A 14,131-nucleotide genomic window follows, 5' to 3' on the forward strand; every position below is an offset into this window, starting at 1 on the left:
CACGGCGTATAGGTTAAGAATACCCTACCCCTTTCCTGCTTTTTACTCCGTTGATCCCAACAGAACCGGCAATTTCTCTGCCAGACTTTGTGAAAAGGGGTACAATCGGGGCGTGGAATTGATGACGATTGGGTATGAGGGCTTGAGCCTGGAGGAGTTTTTCGGGCTCCTGCGCGAAGGCCGCGTGGAGCGGATTGTAGATGTGCGGCAGATGCCTCTCTCTCGAAAGAAGGGTTTCTCGAAGAACTCGCTCCGCGAAGCAGCTTGTGCGCGTGGCTTTGAGTATATTCATCTCTCCGCGTTTGGCTGCCCCAAGTCCATTCGGGACACTTACAAAGCGGATGGTGACTGGGCCCGCTACACGCGTTCATTTCTTGCCTATCTGGTGACTCAGCAGGAGCCTCTGCAGCACCTTGCCCAAATTGCGAGTAGTAAGCGCTGTTGCTTGCTTTGCTTTGAAGCCGATCCTGATACCTGCCACCGGCTCTTTGTTGCCGAGCACGCAGCTCGCAGTTCTGGTGGGCGGCTTCGTGTGCATCACTTGGGGGCTGCTTTTACAGCTCCAGCACTAGCGGCGTAGCTACGGGAGCTACTTGCTGCCGAGGTGGATAGACGACACTGACAGTTGGCAAATAATCCCCAATAGGGAATCGCTGGATTCGGTGCTCTAAATTATCTCCGTGGTCTCGGATGCAATCCTCTCCCCATCAGGCTGTAGTCAGTAACGAGATGTGTACAAATCTTCTACTCTATTTTCTCTATAATGAGGTTTCGCGGGTTGCGTAATTTGAAGCCTGCTGTCTCACGGCTGAGTTCCCCCTCAACGGAGAGTATAGCCGTTTGTCTATGCGCCTCTATTGCAAGTTCGTAATCTTGGCCCCAAAGTTCGACAGTGACGCGGCGAAGATATCCTTCCACAACCCCATCAATAGTTACCTGTCCAACAGCTGTAGCGTCAGGACGATGTAGCTTTATGACAGGACCGCGTAGTTCGAACGACTCATGAACCGCTCTCTCACGCAGAACACGGGCAACCTCACGGAGAATAGGAAGGTGATCCGAAGGGAAATGAATGAAACTCGGTGTTTGAGTAGGCACTTTACGAGTTGGTGACCATGAAAGACTGATAGAGATATCACGATCATAGTTGTCCAGTGTCAATCCTGCCACTGCATCGCACAGGTTGGCACTTACGCCAGCCTCAGTGGCCCTGAGAAAGCTTTCAACTGATCGAGTAGTCAGGGTCTCTGTCAAGGCATTGTGGGTTTCCATGAGCGCCCGTGCAAGGGTCCGAGTAACACGACGCTCAAAAGGATCTGCGGAATCGGCGACCTCTACCGAAAGATCAGGAAAAAGCTCTTGTTGTCCACTGTCGAGTTGTGGGGCAACCTCAGATTGCATCGTAAGAATAAAGCTTCCCCGCTCTGTCTGTCCCATGCGAACCCGTTTGATATACTCAACTGCCTCAGTTGGCTTGCGCCCCGTGTGAATGGTGCGCCTGCGGACTGTAGAGCATGCAGCAGCCATCATCATATCTCGAGCGTGACCAATTAGATGCGCTGCTTCTTCTAGAGGTATTGCACCATCTTCAAGGTCGTCACCAGAGAGGCGAATTCGGATCACGTCTTTAGTCGCTTCATCTATGTCTCTAAGAACTTGCTCCTGTGAGCGCCGCTCTACTCTAGCCAAGACTGCCAAAATGTCAGCAACACCCTCAGCATAATCGTCTAGCGTACTCGAGTGAGGTAGCACAAGTTTTGATTGATCATCGGGTCCCTGCCAGACAGTTCCCGTGTCAAAATAGCGACTTATATATTTCCAGTTTCGTGACCCTAGATAGGCTGCGATTTGACTAGTTCCCACTGAAGAAAGCACTTCACGGTCGGTGATTGTAACTTTCATGGGCGCTGACCTTGGTTTAGACGTCCCATCAGGTAGCTCAATGAAGCCACATCGAAAATCTGAGCGCGTGGTAGGTAGACTGTCTGGGCAGTCGTATTGGTGCTCGCGGGTTCCCCTTCTAAAGATTTCCAGTACGCACAATGTCGCATGATTAGCTCATCCTCGGTTTGTGACACCCAGGCTCCTTGGTCTCTTGGGACAGTGACAACAACCAGGATACGAGGGTGGAGAGTTCTGTTGCTCCGTAGCCTCTGGTAAGTATCAATGTCGAGCGAGTAGACCAAAGCATTATTCTGAAACTTAAAGTCGCTATCACACTTAACTTGCAGCGTGAGTTTTGGAAGTGCATCATGTAAGTGTTCATCTATGGCCGATATTTCAAGGTCAATTTTGCAGAAGTCCATCTCCGGTTTGGTCACCTGAAACCCCGCCGCCGCCGCGACCGCGCGGAGGTACGCATAGCTGAACTGTTCCTGCCACTGGTTTTGCATCAGGCTTAAATTCACAACGGGACTCCCGTTTCCCTCCCCAAGGCGGAATGCCCCTAGGAATGGACTATGTTAAAGCCTCTCTTCTAGGTGTGGCGAAAGAGGTGTCTTCAGCCCTATAATCCCACTGGAGGCTCGGCCTTGGACTTAAGTCCTGTGTGCGTTGCCTCCTTCCGTTTTTGTAGCTACCTTCTCAGGCGCTCTCCGCTCCCGATGCAAACTCCGCGATCATGTCCTCAGGAAGTCTAATCTCCCCAGAGATGAGCTTAGGGAGTAGGCCATCACGGAGTTCGTGGAGCTGCTTTGCCTCCAGATTGTTCTGGATAATCTGATCTATGATTGGAGCAATCATCCCATCCGCCGCTTTCACTACCGCCGATTCTGGGACAATAACCTTTGCGTCCGCCAAGTGGTGTCGTTGAATATGCCCCATTGTAGTTGCTTTTGAGGCAGCAATACTTTGGAACTCTGGCAGATGGTATTGCACCCAGCTCAGATAAAACCATTTTGGAAACTCGGCTGACGTTACTTTGAACAGGTGCTGATTCAAAGCTCCCTGTCCCCCACACCAAACGGCGACTTCAAGACTGCCTGACCAAGAGAAAAGCACATCGCCATCTTGAACAACATAGGCGCTAGGTACATCACAGTTGGCCTTATCGCTACCCTCACTATCTCCCTTCCTGAGCTGGGCAATCTTAATCACAGGAAGATCGGTGGTGTCTTCACGCGGTGGGTATTTTTGGAGCGCAAGCCCATTGAGAAACTCCGCGATTTTATCGAGGGAGCGCACCTCCCATCCTTTCGGAATCATCCCCAGCTCAGACTCCACGAACTCCGAGGGAAACAGCGCCGCCATCTCTGCGTCCATCCCCTCGGGCTGGCGGCTTTCGGCTTTGGCGTGAACGGGATCGAAGTCCACGAACCAAGAGCGGAAGAGAGTGCGGGCCATCTCCTCCAGCGTCTCGTTCATCTGACGGTTGAGTGTAACCTTCCCCTCAATTGCTTCCAGTAGCTCAACGATTTGCCTATTTGCCTCCGTTAGAGGCGGCACGGGATAGCTGAGGAAATCACCACGACTGAGTGCCACTACCGCACTGCCCGTCGCATGGCCAGCACAATAGCTCCGGTACTGTGGTGTGCGGAGAATCCAGTAAATGTAGCTCACTGTCTCCTTATCCGCATCACTGAACTCGAGTTTTACGGTGTCTTGAGTTAGACGACCGGATGGAACCGTGACCGGTACACGTGCCACCGATCCGATCATCTCTCCGTCTTTCGTTGCTCCTTTGAGCGATACAAAGAGATCGCCAGGGGTGAGCATGAGTTTCGGCGGACAGTCTCCTCCGTAGGTCTTGTAGTCAGATTCCCTAAACCCACCTCCGGGCTGAATTGAGCCGAGCCCTAGTAAGGCAGGGCCTGGCTTTCCTACCAACATTCCTTTGTACGTTGTTCCACGCTGAAGGGTAACGTAGTCGCCGATCGTAGTCTTATTACTCATGATCGACATCCTTTGTGTTTGCGGGCGTGACTAGCGGAATATGAAATTTGTGACATAATTAATTCTGTAATACTTGACGTAGCTTTTGAGCGAAATCGAGTCCGAGCCTTGACTGGGTCGCCTCTGGGCGGCCCTTTCTTGCTTATTCTGCCTCCTCATTGGACTCCCGGTCTTCACTGTCGCTGTCCCACAAATCCCGGTATGCATGGATATAGGAGACTGTTGCCTCGGGATCGAGGGGGAAATAGTACCGACACAGACGCTTGTAGAGCACCAGCATTTTGGCGTCATAGCAGAAGTCCAACAGATGATCCAAGGTGTATTCGATCTGGTGTCGGTCGCGGCACTCGTCACGGATGAGCGTGTTTACTGTGTCAGTGTAGAGAGGAAGGGCTTGGCGAGCCAGAGCTTGGAAGCTTTCTGCATACCCTCGAAAGACTTCTAGTTCTTCTGATGAAGGGGCGTGTGCTTGGCTCACCGGTCACTTCCCAGGAAGATCACATGTATAGAAAAGAGCCGTTTCCTTTGCATGTTTGAGCCGACGTGTAAAGGAAAAGCCGGATTACTTTGCATATCCCATCCTCCGCAGGTTCTCTTGAATCGTCGCCTCCAGCTGATCTGACTTGGCAAACTGCTCCGTGAGCTTGCCTGCCAGCCGTTGCATCTTCGCATCGAAGGGCTCGGCGTTCTCGTCCACTTCCTCCTCTGCCGCACCGACATAGCGCCCCGGAGTCAGCACAAAGCCCTGCTTCTCCATCTCCTCGATGGTCGCGCTGAAGCAGAATCCCGGCTCGTTATTGTAGTCTTCGCTGTCCTCCTGCCAAGCGTGGTAGGTCTTAGCGATCTTCTCGATGTCCGCATCATCCAGCGTCTTGAGCGTTCGATTCTCCATCCGCCCCAGCTTGCGAGCATCAACGAAGAGCGTCTCTCTGGGGAACTTCTTCTTGCGGCTCAGAAACCACAGACACACAGGGATCTGGGTCGTGAAGAAGAGCTGACCAGGGAGCGCGACAATGCAGTCCACCAAGTCGGCCTCGATCAGTGCTTTGCGAATCTCCCCCTCCCCTCCTGAGTTGCTGGACATGGAGCCATTCGCTAGAACGAAACCTGCCTTCCCCTTGGGCGAGAGGTGCGCCACCATGTGTTGAATCCAGGCATAGTTCGCATTCCCGGTCGGCGGGATGCCATACTTCCAGCGCTTATCATCCTTGAGATGCTCCCCACCCCAGTCGGAGATATTGAAGGGCGGATTGGCGAGAATAAAGTCCGCCTTGAGATCGGGGTGCAGGTCCTGGTGGAACGTGTCGGCATGGGTTGGCCCCAGGTTGTTCTCGATGTGCCGGATCGCCAGGTTCATCTTGGCAAGCTTCCAGGTGGTTGCGTTCATCTCCTGACCGTAGACCGAGATGTCGCCCAGCTTCCCGCCGTGGCTCTCCAGGAACTTCTCGCTCTGCACAAACATTCCGCCTGAGCCGCAACAAGGGTCGTAGATGCGCCCCTTGAAGGGCTGGAGCATCTCCACCAGCAGGCGCACGACAGGAGCAGGCGTGTAGAACTCACCACCACGCTTACCTTCAGCCGAGGCAAAGCGCCCGAGGAAATACTCGTAGGCCCACCCGATCAGGTCACCGCGCTTGCCCTTGCCCTCGGCGTCGTCCTGGCCGATGTTGCCGATCAGGTCCACCATCTCCCCAAGACGGCGCTTGTCTAGCGCGGGCCGGGCGTAGTCCTTGGGGAGCACTCCCGTAAGGCTTGGGTTCTCACGCTCCAGAGCCACCATCGCCCCGTCGATCACTTCCCCGATTTCAGGTAGTCGTGCTTTGCTGGCAATGAAGCTCCAGCGCGCCTCCTGCGGCACCCAGAAGATCCCCTCAGAGCTGTACTCGTCGCGCTCCTCGGCGACGTAGGAGCGGCTGGCCTCGTCCTTCACATACAGATCGCTCTCCGGGTTGGCAGCTTCTGCCAGCAGCACCGCGTGGCGGCGCTCGAACGCCTCGGAGGTGTGGCGTAGAAAGACCAGCCCCAGCACGACATGCTTGTACTCAGCGGCGTCCATGCTCCCGCGCAGCTTGTCCGCCGCGAGCCAGAGCACGGTCTCCAGCGAGGGGGCAGAGCGCTCCTTGTTGCCGTATTTTCGAGGCGTCCAGGCTTGCACCTCAGCCTCAGAGAGCATCTTCTTGCCATCGACAAGGTACTCCACCAGCTCCTTGCCCTTGATGGCGTTGTAGAGGGCAGCCGGGGTAACGTCTTTCATCTCGGCGGCTGCCTTGACGGTGATATAGGTGACAGGGTTATAGTCGCTCATGGGTTTTATGAATCTTGAATCTGTTTCAAGAATACCCCATCAGGTCAGCGGTCGTCAATAGGTCACGGAGTCGTTTTTCGACCCTCGGGCGCAGTGTTTTTTGGCAAGGGCTTCCGTGCGTACGGTGAACTCATCAGGCCGCAGGCGCTCTATGGGGGAACGTTGCGGCCATACAGGGAGAATATCGGCTGGCCGCAGCTCCATCGGGACACTCCCTAGTGAGGAACCAATGATCCAAGTAGGCAGGTTGTGGTGTATGTACTCAGGGTACATCAGGCGAGCACAGTCCTCAAAGTGAGCAGGCTCCGTTGCTTCTGGCGCAAAGATCAGCAAGGCGACAAAGGCATCACATCTCTCGCACTGTACCAGCCTGCACTCGATGGGCTCACTCTGCCTGGGCGGTGCTGGTGCTGACCAATTCCACTCAGAAGGGGGTACCGAGCCCGTTTGCTGCTCCAGTAGGTTCGTAATCTCTATTCCCAGCGGCTCGAAGATGCGGGCACGGACCACTGTCATGGGGTCTTCTGGATCGCCCGCCACCTCGCAGGAGATCTGACTTTGATCGGGTCCAAGACTTTGCACTAGGATTCTTCCCAGCTCCCCCAGCTCTTTGTGTCTGAAGACGTAGGCAAGTGCCCCTGGGAGCGTCTGCTTGCTCACGGTGATACCAGGCGGTAGCTGAAATGGGCTTTCGGCCCCATTTCTTGGTTTCTGTTTTGGTTGCATCACTCTTTCCCAGATAGCCGATCAGAACTCAAGGGCCAAGGCGGGCGGTGGCTTGGGTGTCGAGAGGGAAACCTGAGGTATAGGTTGCATCTGCATCTGCATCTCAGTCTCGTCCCTCGCCTCGTCAAAAGACAGGGTGAGTTGCTGCAAGCCCACAACCAGAGCTTTCCCCGAGCGGCGGGACTTGGGCTTGACGTGCGCAGTCCCGGCGTCGGATCGCTCCGCTTCGTGTGCTGCTGTGGCTTCATTTTCTGAGACCTCGCGGTAGCCCTTACCCAGCTTCTCTGCGATGAGCTTCTGTGTGGCTTTGCCCGCCGCCACTGGCCCCTCGAAGGTCTTGACCAACTCATGCCCCTCGGTGCCGATTCGGCCGTAGCGAACCTTCTGAATACTGCCCGCAACCTTCACACGCCAGAACTTGCTGGCATCGCCCTCGGTGCACAGGAAGATCCGCTCTGGACTAGGATTGGGATCAGGCGATGTTGCTTCTTTCTCTCTTGATGTGGCTTCTGGCACGGGATACTCTTCGACACTCGTCCAAGGAAAACCTCCGTTTGCACAGGGAGGATCATAGGCGGATGGCACTTAACCTTTATGGATCTCTATCGAGTCGGTGCTCGGCGAAGTGTAAGCCCTTTGGCTCTAGGTGTTCAAAGACCTGCTGGATCGTGAATGGCGTGTCCTTGAGGGCGTGACGGCTGCCGGGATTACTCGGTGAGAGGGTATCCCAGACAGTTCTAAGAGCATCTTCACGGGGTATCCCTAACTCTCTGAGAGCAGTCTCGTACTTCTGGGGATCGACAGCGTATATCGCTATCCGCTTGTAGGCTCCCACAAACACCTCATCGTTGTTGACGTGAGACCCATAGCCGAAGTTGATCTCGCCGTCGCAGAATAGGGTCTCTTCAAACCTTTCGATCAGGGGCTTAACAGTGGCCCATGTCTGGCCGTCGAGGTAGTAGACATCCACATGGAGAGGATCACTGGGGCGTTTCCGCAGCTTTTCTTCTACCGCCTTTGGCGTGCCCCTCTCCAGGACTAAGAAGCCTCTGCCCGAGACCTCTCCGGCAAGCCGGTAGAAGTCCCTCTTGAGATTCTCGGCGGAGACGTTCACCGTAAAGACCCAGTAGCCTTCCTGCGCGTGAAGAAGCGAGTAGCCCTCATGAACTCCCGAGAGGTCGGCGACTTTGACGCCTCGTACGAGCTGAAACGGTGTCTCATGCTTCTGTGACACAGTCCCGTTCCCCTGTGGTTGATGGTTACACCCCAGGAGGGGCATGGTCAGCAGAAGGGCAAATGGCGAGAGGAGGGATATTGTTCTAATTGGGAGCCTCGGTAGAGCCAGTATAGCACTTGGTGCCACTGGCCCTTTCTAGGCGACGTAAACATCCCTGTCTACGCGGCTTGTTTGAGGGGAGTGCCCTTCTGCCTGAGGAGCTGAGACACGAGTTGCTCACGATCCACGAGCGTGACTTTGTTGGCTCTTGCCAGCTCTACCGCCTGCTTGGTGAAGGTGCTATTGGTCACCACCATCGCCTCGGAGCATCTGTACTTGGCCTTCGCCGCGACCGCCTCTTGTACCGCCCGCACCCCGACGCTCTTCTTGTAGCGCTTGGCCTGAACCACGGTGCGAACTCTCCCCTTGACCAGAACCAGATCCGCGCCCCAGTCGCCGCGATAGGGCGTTACTTCGACAGCGTAGCCTTGGCGGGAGAAAATCGCCCCAAGGCACTCCTCGAAGGTCTTACCGTCCATCTGGTCGATGTCGTGGATTCCCGATGCCGCGAGGCGACGGCCTTTGAGGATGCCGGGAACGAGGGTGAGGAGCTTGACACCGGCAAGAAGCAAGAGCATCGGCCAGACTTGTTTGAGTACGGGCACAATTAGAGAGATAGGATCGAAAGCAACAGGAGTAGCTGGCATGATAGAAATCATCGGCGAGTCTCCCCGCCCTACTGAAGTCGCTCCTTTGTATTCTGGTAATACTGCGGGCTTCCCTCTATGCCGACGGCCTCCAGCCTATGTTTTGAGTGGATCGGCTTTTCTGGGTACGGCGGTCACCAAAAGTTCTAGACCAAGAGCATGGGCAATGGTAAGGATCGTCTCGATCTCTGCCAAGCGATATTTGCCTCCCTCCCATCTAGCGATTGCTGCCTGGTGACTGCCGATGCGCTCGGCAAGTTCGGTCTGGGTTATACCCTGCTGCTTACGAACAGCGATCAGTAGATCACCAAGCCAAGGGAAAGGAACAGGCTCAGGGGTAGAGATGAGTGGCGTAGGCATGACAATGAATGTTAGTTAGATCGGATTAGCTCCCCCCTTGACAGAGGGAGCTAATCCTAGTAGAACTCGCTACGAGCGTGTTTCCTTCCGGGTTCGCGCTCTTTTTTGTTGTGTTTTTTGCTCGGATGATAGTTGCATCCAGATACCGACGGCTATTGCTAGTGCAAAGGAAGGGTACATCGCTTCCATGTCAGATTGTTAATGAGCTTGTAGGTAAATAGTTACTTGGATAAAATCTGGATGATCGACCTTGCCTCATCCATCAGAAGTAATATAACATAGAAGTTATATTATGTCAATACTTTAAGCGCTTTTTTGCAATCTCATAGTAGATATGACTTGCTTCTATGCCGATGTAGCCTAACTGAAGATTTCTTGCTGCTAGTAAGGTAGTTCCAGAGCCAGAGAATGGGTCAACGATGATTCCACCCGGCTTTACAATCCGGAGGAGATCCTCCATAAGTGCGAGTGGCTTGCCCGTCATATGGAGCTTCACACCTGGCACCTCAACCCGATAGCGAAAGACTCCAGGAAGGCTTCCAACGTGCCGCTTTGGAGGGAGCCTACCTTTAGCCCCCCAGACGATGTACTCGGCTTGCGCTGCAAACCTTCCTCTCTGCGGCCTACAAGCTTCGGTCTTGTCCCAGACCGCGACGCCAAGCCAGCGCCACCCCGCCCATTGCAGGAGTGTAGTCATGAGGGGTAGTTGACGCCAATCTATGAAGATCACGATGGGCGCTCCGTCTTTGGCGACCCGCTTACACTCCTTGAGCCAGCGGTATGTCCACTGCGCCCATGCGTTCTGATCCATGCTCTCGCTTTCAAAGTCCGGCCAAGTCGTTTTCTGGCGGGTCTGAACGTACTTGACTGAGGCAGGTCGTGCTCTTTCGCTTGCAGTGAGCCCTCCTGAGCAGTAAGGCGGGTCGGTCACAATGGCATCGAAGCTGGCGCTCTCAAGGGTGGCAAGCAGCTCTAGAGCATCTTCATGGTAGAGGATGCCACCCGGAAGCTCTGTTTTAACTTCCCCGCTCATTTCTCGATCCCCCAACTCCGGAAAATCCCTCTTCCTTCCTTGCTGGCTCGTGCAAGGTTTGTGCGGATCATGACTTGCAGCTCCGCGCTAGTAGCTCCCTCCTCAGGCAATTCCCACCACTCGGGCAGCGGCAGACCTGTCTCCCGCCCGACCTTGCAACCCTCTGGCAGCTCTTGTGCTGGCTGGCTGGTGGCCGTGAGTCTGCTGGTCGGGTCGTCGAGGTACATAGGGCGCTTGCAGGCATCGAGCAGCTTCTGGTAAGCCACCGCCCCCATGTGCCCGGTATCTATCTCACTACGCCGCCCGAACACGTCCACGCTGTAGAGCTTCTGCCGGGCTGGGAAAACCAACCGGGCCTCGCCCAGCAGCTTCCCCTCTCCTGCGGTCGAAGAGGAACGGGAGGAGCCAGCCTCCCCAAGGGGGCTGCTCTCCCGTTTCCGATTACCGGAATCTATGTATTTAGTTTCTTTTGTAGTTTCCGATAAACGGAAACCGTTCATCGGAAACAGAGAGGTTGTGCTCAAGCCTTGCTGCACCCCATTAAAGCCTTGCCGCCTTTGGCGCTGGTGCTCAGAGAGCGTCACTGCTCACCCTCCCCTGTGGGGTATGGGAGCTGCCCGAGCCGGTAGTAAAGCCTGTGGCGAACTCTGCGCCGCTCTTGGGCATTGGTGACGACGCGCCCGTCCTCGCGCTCGACGACGATCAGGCCATAGCGCACGAGGCTGTCGATGGAGCGGCTTATCGCATCGCCCCCCTTGCCCGTTCGAGCCTTGAGCTGGCTGTGAGAGAGCCAGTCGCGCTCTTTGCGAGCTGGCGAGCCGCCCTCCTCAAAAACCCAGCCGATAGTCTGACGGATCACGACCAGCAAGACGCGCCACTCAACGTCGGTGAGGGCGGGCATGACATAGTCGATGTAGATCGCGGGAACTGGCACCACAGGGGTTAATTCATCCCAAGTAGTTCCGCTCACGCTCCACCCCTTCTTCGCGCTTCAGGTGAGTCATAGGTGCCTCGGATCGCCGCGACAATGAATCGGGCGGGGTTTCTCGCCCCACGCTCGGGTAGCCAAGCGAGCTGCTGCTCGATGCTCTCTAGCTCGTACTCGCCCACAAGCTCCCGAGCATCCGGCTCAGGCACCCCAATTTTCAGCAAGGCGCGGTAAGCGTCGCCATGCCTGCCTGGTGGGGGCGATTCTTCGGGAATGGTGCCAAGTTGCTCGGCGACGATGGCCTCAGCCTCAGAGATGGGGGTAGCGTAGCGCTCACGTGAGAGGGCGATGAGCTGCTCTTTGGATGCAGTCTTGTAGCTCCGCTCACTTTGAGGTGACTGGGGCACCTCATTGATGGGCACGCCTACCCGCTTGGAGAGGCCGTAGCCTTGCTCTCCATGTACAAAAGTCGTCTCGTAGATCATGGGAGCACCATCGAAGGTATAGCCTGCCAGTGTCTGAAGCAGTGCGGCGGCCTGGTCGCTGTGGAGCCTTAGCGCATCTGCCACTTGGGCGACACTGGCGCGAACCTCGCCGCCGCCCTCCTGAAAGGTCAGAAGGGCGATAAAGACTTGTAGCAGGTCTGCGGGGAAGATGTGTAAGAGCCCCGACAGCCGTAAGTTGGGAGAGAGCACAACTTGCGGCGCGAGCCCTACTCGATGCTGTAGCTGAAACAGCGCTATCTCTGGGTTTCCTGGGGTGGCGTAGAGAGGGAGGGGGTTCATCAGCGAGGAAGGGTTATCAGCTCGTGCACATCCCCTGCGACCTTCTCCAAGCGAACGAGAAGGCGAGCGAGGCGCTGGCGGTCTCTAAAGCGCAGTTCGCCCAGGTCCAGGGTCGCGAGAATTCGTAGGGTCAGCCTTGCCGACTGTCCGAGTGCAACAAGGTCAAGATGATTGATGGATAGTTGATTGGTATTGGGTGATGAAAGGTGATGTCGTTGAGTCATTTGAGATACGGTTGGATGAGGTGAATAGCTGCCCCAGCAAGAAGCCGGTAGCGGCGAAGGTAAGTAGCAGAAAGACGAGATCCTCTTGCCAGGAGCCAGTGACGACGCGGAAGCCCGAAGGAAGCAGGTGAATTTTGCCAGGCTTGGGCCAGTAGAGGGGAATCCCACTCTTGGTGCAGGCATCGAGCAGTAGATGAGACAGGTAGCCCAGAACCAGCCCAATTCCAGCTAACGGATCAAGGAAGAGCCCAAGAGGAATGCCAAAGATGACGGCGACAAAGAACAGTCCTAGAAGCGAGTGCATCGGTCCCCTATGGCCGAGTCGTCGGTTCAGGGCATAAGCCGCGGGCTTGAGGGGGGTGATCCCGCCAACTTGGACGTTGGAGAGCTTAGACTCTCTGGCATCCAGATCAGGCAAGAGGCTCCCTATCGAGGCAAAGACGATAGCCAGCGCGACCGACCAGTAAGGGGTGCCCAGTGGCAAGAGCCAGAGGCTCACGATCCCGCCCATGAAGTGCGTCCGCCAGGTCACAGACGCTTTTTAGGTACGTGCTTGAGGGCGACGGTAAGCAGTAGCTCCGACGAGCCGATGCAGTCGCTCTGGCGGTTGCCCTTAGCTTCTCGCTCCAGCTCCTTGAAGAGCGCCTCGTCGAGCTCGCCGCTTGGCGTGACCCCGATCTGGTGCTTGACGAGAAGCTCCAGAAGTTGCTCCCCACCCATGAGGCGAATGGGCAGGATGGGTAGGCAGAGCCCTACTGCATCAATGGACTTGGAGATGGGGCCACTGGTGATGAGAACGGCTTCGGCAGCGCTTACCCGAATGGCAGCACCACGCAGCTCGTCGGCATGGCGCTGAAAGATGCGCGAGTCCTTATCAAACTGCTTTGCCTGAATGACAATGCGACGGGGGTAGAGACCGCCGGGCAGAGTTGCCGTGAGGTCGTAGCCACCGCCCTTGTTTCGCCCTTTCCAGTCGGTTCGGCCTGCGAGCTGAACGTCTTGGTAGCCAAGGCGAGTTAGGAGAAGGGAGAGTAGTCTTAGGTAGGCATCGAAAGGGAGCCTCAGCAGTCGTTGCTGGAGTTTGTTTGGGATAGGCAAGTTCATGAAATATCAGTTAAATGGTCAGACCAGGTGGGTTGGGTCAGCTTCGAGGCGGGACCACTCCCCTGGTTTTGTGTTGTCTCCTATCGAAATTGGTTTGTAATGCGTGGAGATTGGAATCTCTCCCATAGCGATTGGTTTTGTTTTTGACCAATCTCCCGGCTTTTGGTGCCTCCACTGGGGCTTGAGCCTGTCCGTGCACTCGTTCCATGCCTCAGATGGTAGACAGCCCTGACATCCCATCAGAGAGCAGGTAGACGCCGTTGGGTAGCTCCCATTTGTGGAGAAGATCTCCTCTAGAGGAATCCTCAGGCGACTTCTTTTCTGGATGGCTCGGCAGATGAGCTGGGCAGTGAAGTAGCTTGGCTCTAGCTTCCCCCGAACGATGCGGGAGATAGCGTTCTGAGAGAGTTCCGTATCGCTGGCGAGCCGTGCCTTAGGAGCGATGGAGTAGTACGGGACATGGATCAGAACAGCCCGCAGGCGATTAAAGGCAAGTAGCGGCGGTGGCTCTTGAGGTGGGGTTGGTTGTGATGCCAATTTTGGCATGAGAACTCGTGGTCTGGGCATGGGTACAGACGGGTTAGGGATAAGGGAAAGGCTCCTTTTGGGGAGCCAGTGTCTTGCGCGCGACTTGCCTATCTTGCCCGAATAGATACCGAACATGCAACGAGGCTGAACCTGTTGAGGCTCTTTGTCGCCCATCGAGGCATTCGATTGGAGCTCCACAAACGCCTTTAGATTTTCGGGGTGTTTAGGCTTGGTTCAGCCACGTTGCATATCTCCGCAAACTCTCTATGATGTCTCCGCTCGGGCTTAGCTCTATCCCCAGGGTAGGGCTTGCTGAGACACCAC

General features: G+C 55.7%; 17 protein-coding genes. 1 reads left to right on the forward strand and 16 read right to left on the reverse strand.

Annotation, left to right across the window (positions count from 1 at the left end):
- Positions 1–121 precede the first annotated feature (121 nt).
- Positions 122–580, forward strand: a complete 459-nt coding sequence (locus HNQ39_RS28540) for a DUF488 domain-containing protein (RefSeq protein ID WP_246386331.1) — start codon at positions 122–124, stop codon at positions 578–580.
- 164 nt (positions 581–744) lie between these two features.
- On the opposite strand, the gene HNQ39_RS28545 is transcribed toward HNQ39_RS28540, so the two are convergent.
- The 16 genes from HNQ39_RS28545 to HNQ39_RS28620 form a co-directional block, all read right to left on the reverse strand.
- Positions 745–1,902, reverse strand: a complete 1,158-nt coding sequence (locus HNQ39_RS28545; RefSeq protein WP_184204016.1) for a hypothetical protein — start codon at positions 1,900–1,902, stop codon at positions 745–747.
- The gene (locus tag HNQ39_RS28550) at positions 1,899–2,408 is read right to left on the reverse strand and encodes a DUF4365 domain-containing protein (RefSeq protein ID WP_184204017.1); all 510 of its coding nucleotides are present in this window, start codon (positions 2,406–2,408) and stop codon (positions 1,899–1,901) included. The genes HNQ39_RS28545 and HNQ39_RS28550 overlap by 4 nt, the downstream gene beginning before the upstream one ends.
- 175 nt (positions 2,409–2,583) lie before the next feature.
- The gene (locus HNQ39_RS28555) at positions 2,584–3,891 is read right to left on the reverse strand and encodes a restriction endonuclease subunit S (RefSeq protein WP_221290430.1); all 1,308 of its coding nucleotides are present in this window, start codon (positions 3,889–3,891) and stop codon (positions 2,584–2,586) included.
- A gap of 142 nt (positions 3,892–4,033) precedes the next feature.
- A complete protein-coding gene (locus tag HNQ39_RS28560; protein WP_184204018.1) occupies positions 4,034–4,369 on the reverse strand; it encodes a hypothetical protein in 336 nt (111 codons plus the stop codon).
- Positions 4,370–4,453: 84 nt separating this feature from the next.
- Positions 4,454–6,064: a class I SAM-dependent DNA methyltransferase gene (locus HNQ39_RS28565; RefSeq protein ID WP_184204055.1), complete on the reverse strand. Its 1,611-nt coding sequence runs from the start codon at positions 6,062–6,064 to the stop codon at positions 4,454–4,456.
- A gap of 186 nt (positions 6,065–6,250) precedes the next feature.
- Positions 6,251–6,778: a hypothetical protein gene (locus tag HNQ39_RS29730; protein WP_221290435.1), complete on the reverse strand. Its 528-nt coding sequence runs from the start codon at positions 6,776–6,778 to the stop codon at positions 6,251–6,253.
- Between the two features lie 165 nt (positions 6,779–6,943).
- A complete protein-coding gene (locus HNQ39_RS28575; protein ID WP_184204019.1) occupies positions 6,944–7,438 on the reverse strand; it encodes a WGR domain-containing protein in 495 nt (164 codons plus the stop codon).
- Positions 7,439–7,514: 76 nt separating this feature from the next.
- Entirely contained in the window at positions 7,515–8,156 is a 642-nt protein-coding gene (locus HNQ39_RS28580) for a hypothetical protein (protein WP_184204020.1), read from the reverse strand.
- A gap of 161 nt (positions 8,157–8,317) precedes the next feature.
- Positions 8,318–8,803, reverse strand: coding sequence for a restriction endonuclease (locus HNQ39_RS28585; protein WP_221290438.1), 486 nt, complete (start codon positions 8,801–8,803; stop codon positions 8,318–8,320).
- A 138-nt stretch (positions 8,804–8,941) separates the two neighbouring features.
- On the reverse strand, positions 8,942–9,205 hold the full coding sequence (locus tag HNQ39_RS28590; protein ID WP_184204021.1) for a helix-turn-helix domain-containing protein: 264 nt from the start codon (positions 9,203–9,205) through the stop codon (positions 8,942–8,944).
- Between the two features lie 295 nt (positions 9,206–9,500).
- Positions 9,501–10,238, reverse strand: a complete 738-nt coding sequence (locus HNQ39_RS28595; protein WP_184204022.1) for a DNA-methyltransferase — start codon at positions 10,236–10,238, stop codon at positions 9,501–9,503.
- The gene (locus HNQ39_RS28600) at positions 10,235–10,822 is read right to left on the reverse strand and encodes a hypothetical protein (protein WP_184204023.1); all 588 of its coding nucleotides are present in this window, start codon (positions 10,820–10,822) and stop codon (positions 10,235–10,237) included. The genes HNQ39_RS28595 and HNQ39_RS28600 overlap by 4 nt, the downstream gene beginning before the upstream one ends.
- Positions 10,819–11,175: a replication protein gene (locus tag HNQ39_RS28605; RefSeq protein WP_184204024.1), complete on the reverse strand. Its 357-nt coding sequence runs from the start codon at positions 11,173–11,175 to the stop codon at positions 10,819–10,821. The genes HNQ39_RS28600 and HNQ39_RS28605 overlap by 4 nt, the downstream gene beginning before the upstream one ends.
- Before the next feature lie 29 nt (positions 11,176–11,204).
- Positions 11,205–11,951: a hypothetical protein gene (locus HNQ39_RS28610; protein WP_184204025.1), complete on the reverse strand. Its 747-nt coding sequence runs from the start codon at positions 11,949–11,951 to the stop codon at positions 11,205–11,207.
- A gap of 162 nt (positions 11,952–12,113) precedes the next feature.
- Positions 12,114–12,707 carry a metal-dependent hydrolase gene (locus HNQ39_RS28615; RefSeq protein ID WP_184204026.1) on the reverse strand — a complete coding sequence of 198 codons (594 nt, stop codon included), beginning with the start codon at positions 12,705–12,707 and terminating at the stop codon, positions 12,114–12,116.
- Complete coding sequence (locus HNQ39_RS28620; protein WP_184204027.1) at positions 12,704–13,279, reverse strand: restriction endonuclease; 576 nt, start codon at positions 13,277–13,279, stop codon at positions 12,704–12,706. Before HNQ39_RS28620 ends, HNQ39_RS28615 begins: the two co-directional genes overlap by 4 nt.
- Positions 13,280–14,131: the final 852 nt, after the last annotated feature.

It is taken from the genome of Armatimonas rosea, from assembly GCF_014202505.1.
Classification (GTDB): Bacteria; Armatimonadota; Armatimonadia; order Armatimonadales; family Armatimonadaceae; genus Armatimonas; species Armatimonas rosea.

What these genes read in the sequence shown, in the direction of transcription:
- HNQ39_RS28540 (WP_246386331.1), top strand. Translation starts at nt 122, where the DNA reads ATGACGATTGGGTATGAGGGCTTGAGCCTGGAGGAGTTTTTCGGGCTC.
- HNQ39_RS28545 (WP_184204016.1), bottom strand. Translation starts at nt 1,902, where the DNA reads ATGAAAGTTACAATCACCGACCGTGAAGTGCTTTCTTCAGTGGGAACT.
- HNQ39_RS28555 (WP_221290430.1), bottom strand. Translation starts at nt 3,891, where the DNA reads ATGAGTAATAAGACTACGATCGGCGACTACGTTACCCTTCAGCGTGGA.
- HNQ39_RS28565 (WP_184204055.1), bottom strand. Translation starts at nt 6,064, where the DNA reads ATGCTCTCTGAGGCTGAGGTGCAAGCCTGGACGCCTCGAAAATACGGC.
- HNQ39_RS28590 (WP_184204021.1), bottom strand. Translation starts at nt 9,205, where the DNA reads ATGCCTACGCCACTCATCTCTACCCCTGAGCCTGTTCCTTTCCCTTGG.
- HNQ39_RS28595 (WP_184204022.1), bottom strand. Translation starts at nt 10,238, where the DNA reads ATGAGCGGGGAAGTTAAAACAGAGCTTCCGGGTGGCATCCTCTACCAT.
- HNQ39_RS28610 (WP_184204025.1), bottom strand. Translation starts at nt 11,951, where the DNA reads ATGAACCCCCTCCCTCTCTACGCCACCCCAGGAAACCCAGAGATAGCG.
- HNQ39_RS28620 (WP_184204027.1), bottom strand. Translation starts at nt 13,279, where the DNA reads ATGAACTTGCCTATCCCAAACAAACTCCAGCAACGACTGCTGAGGCTC.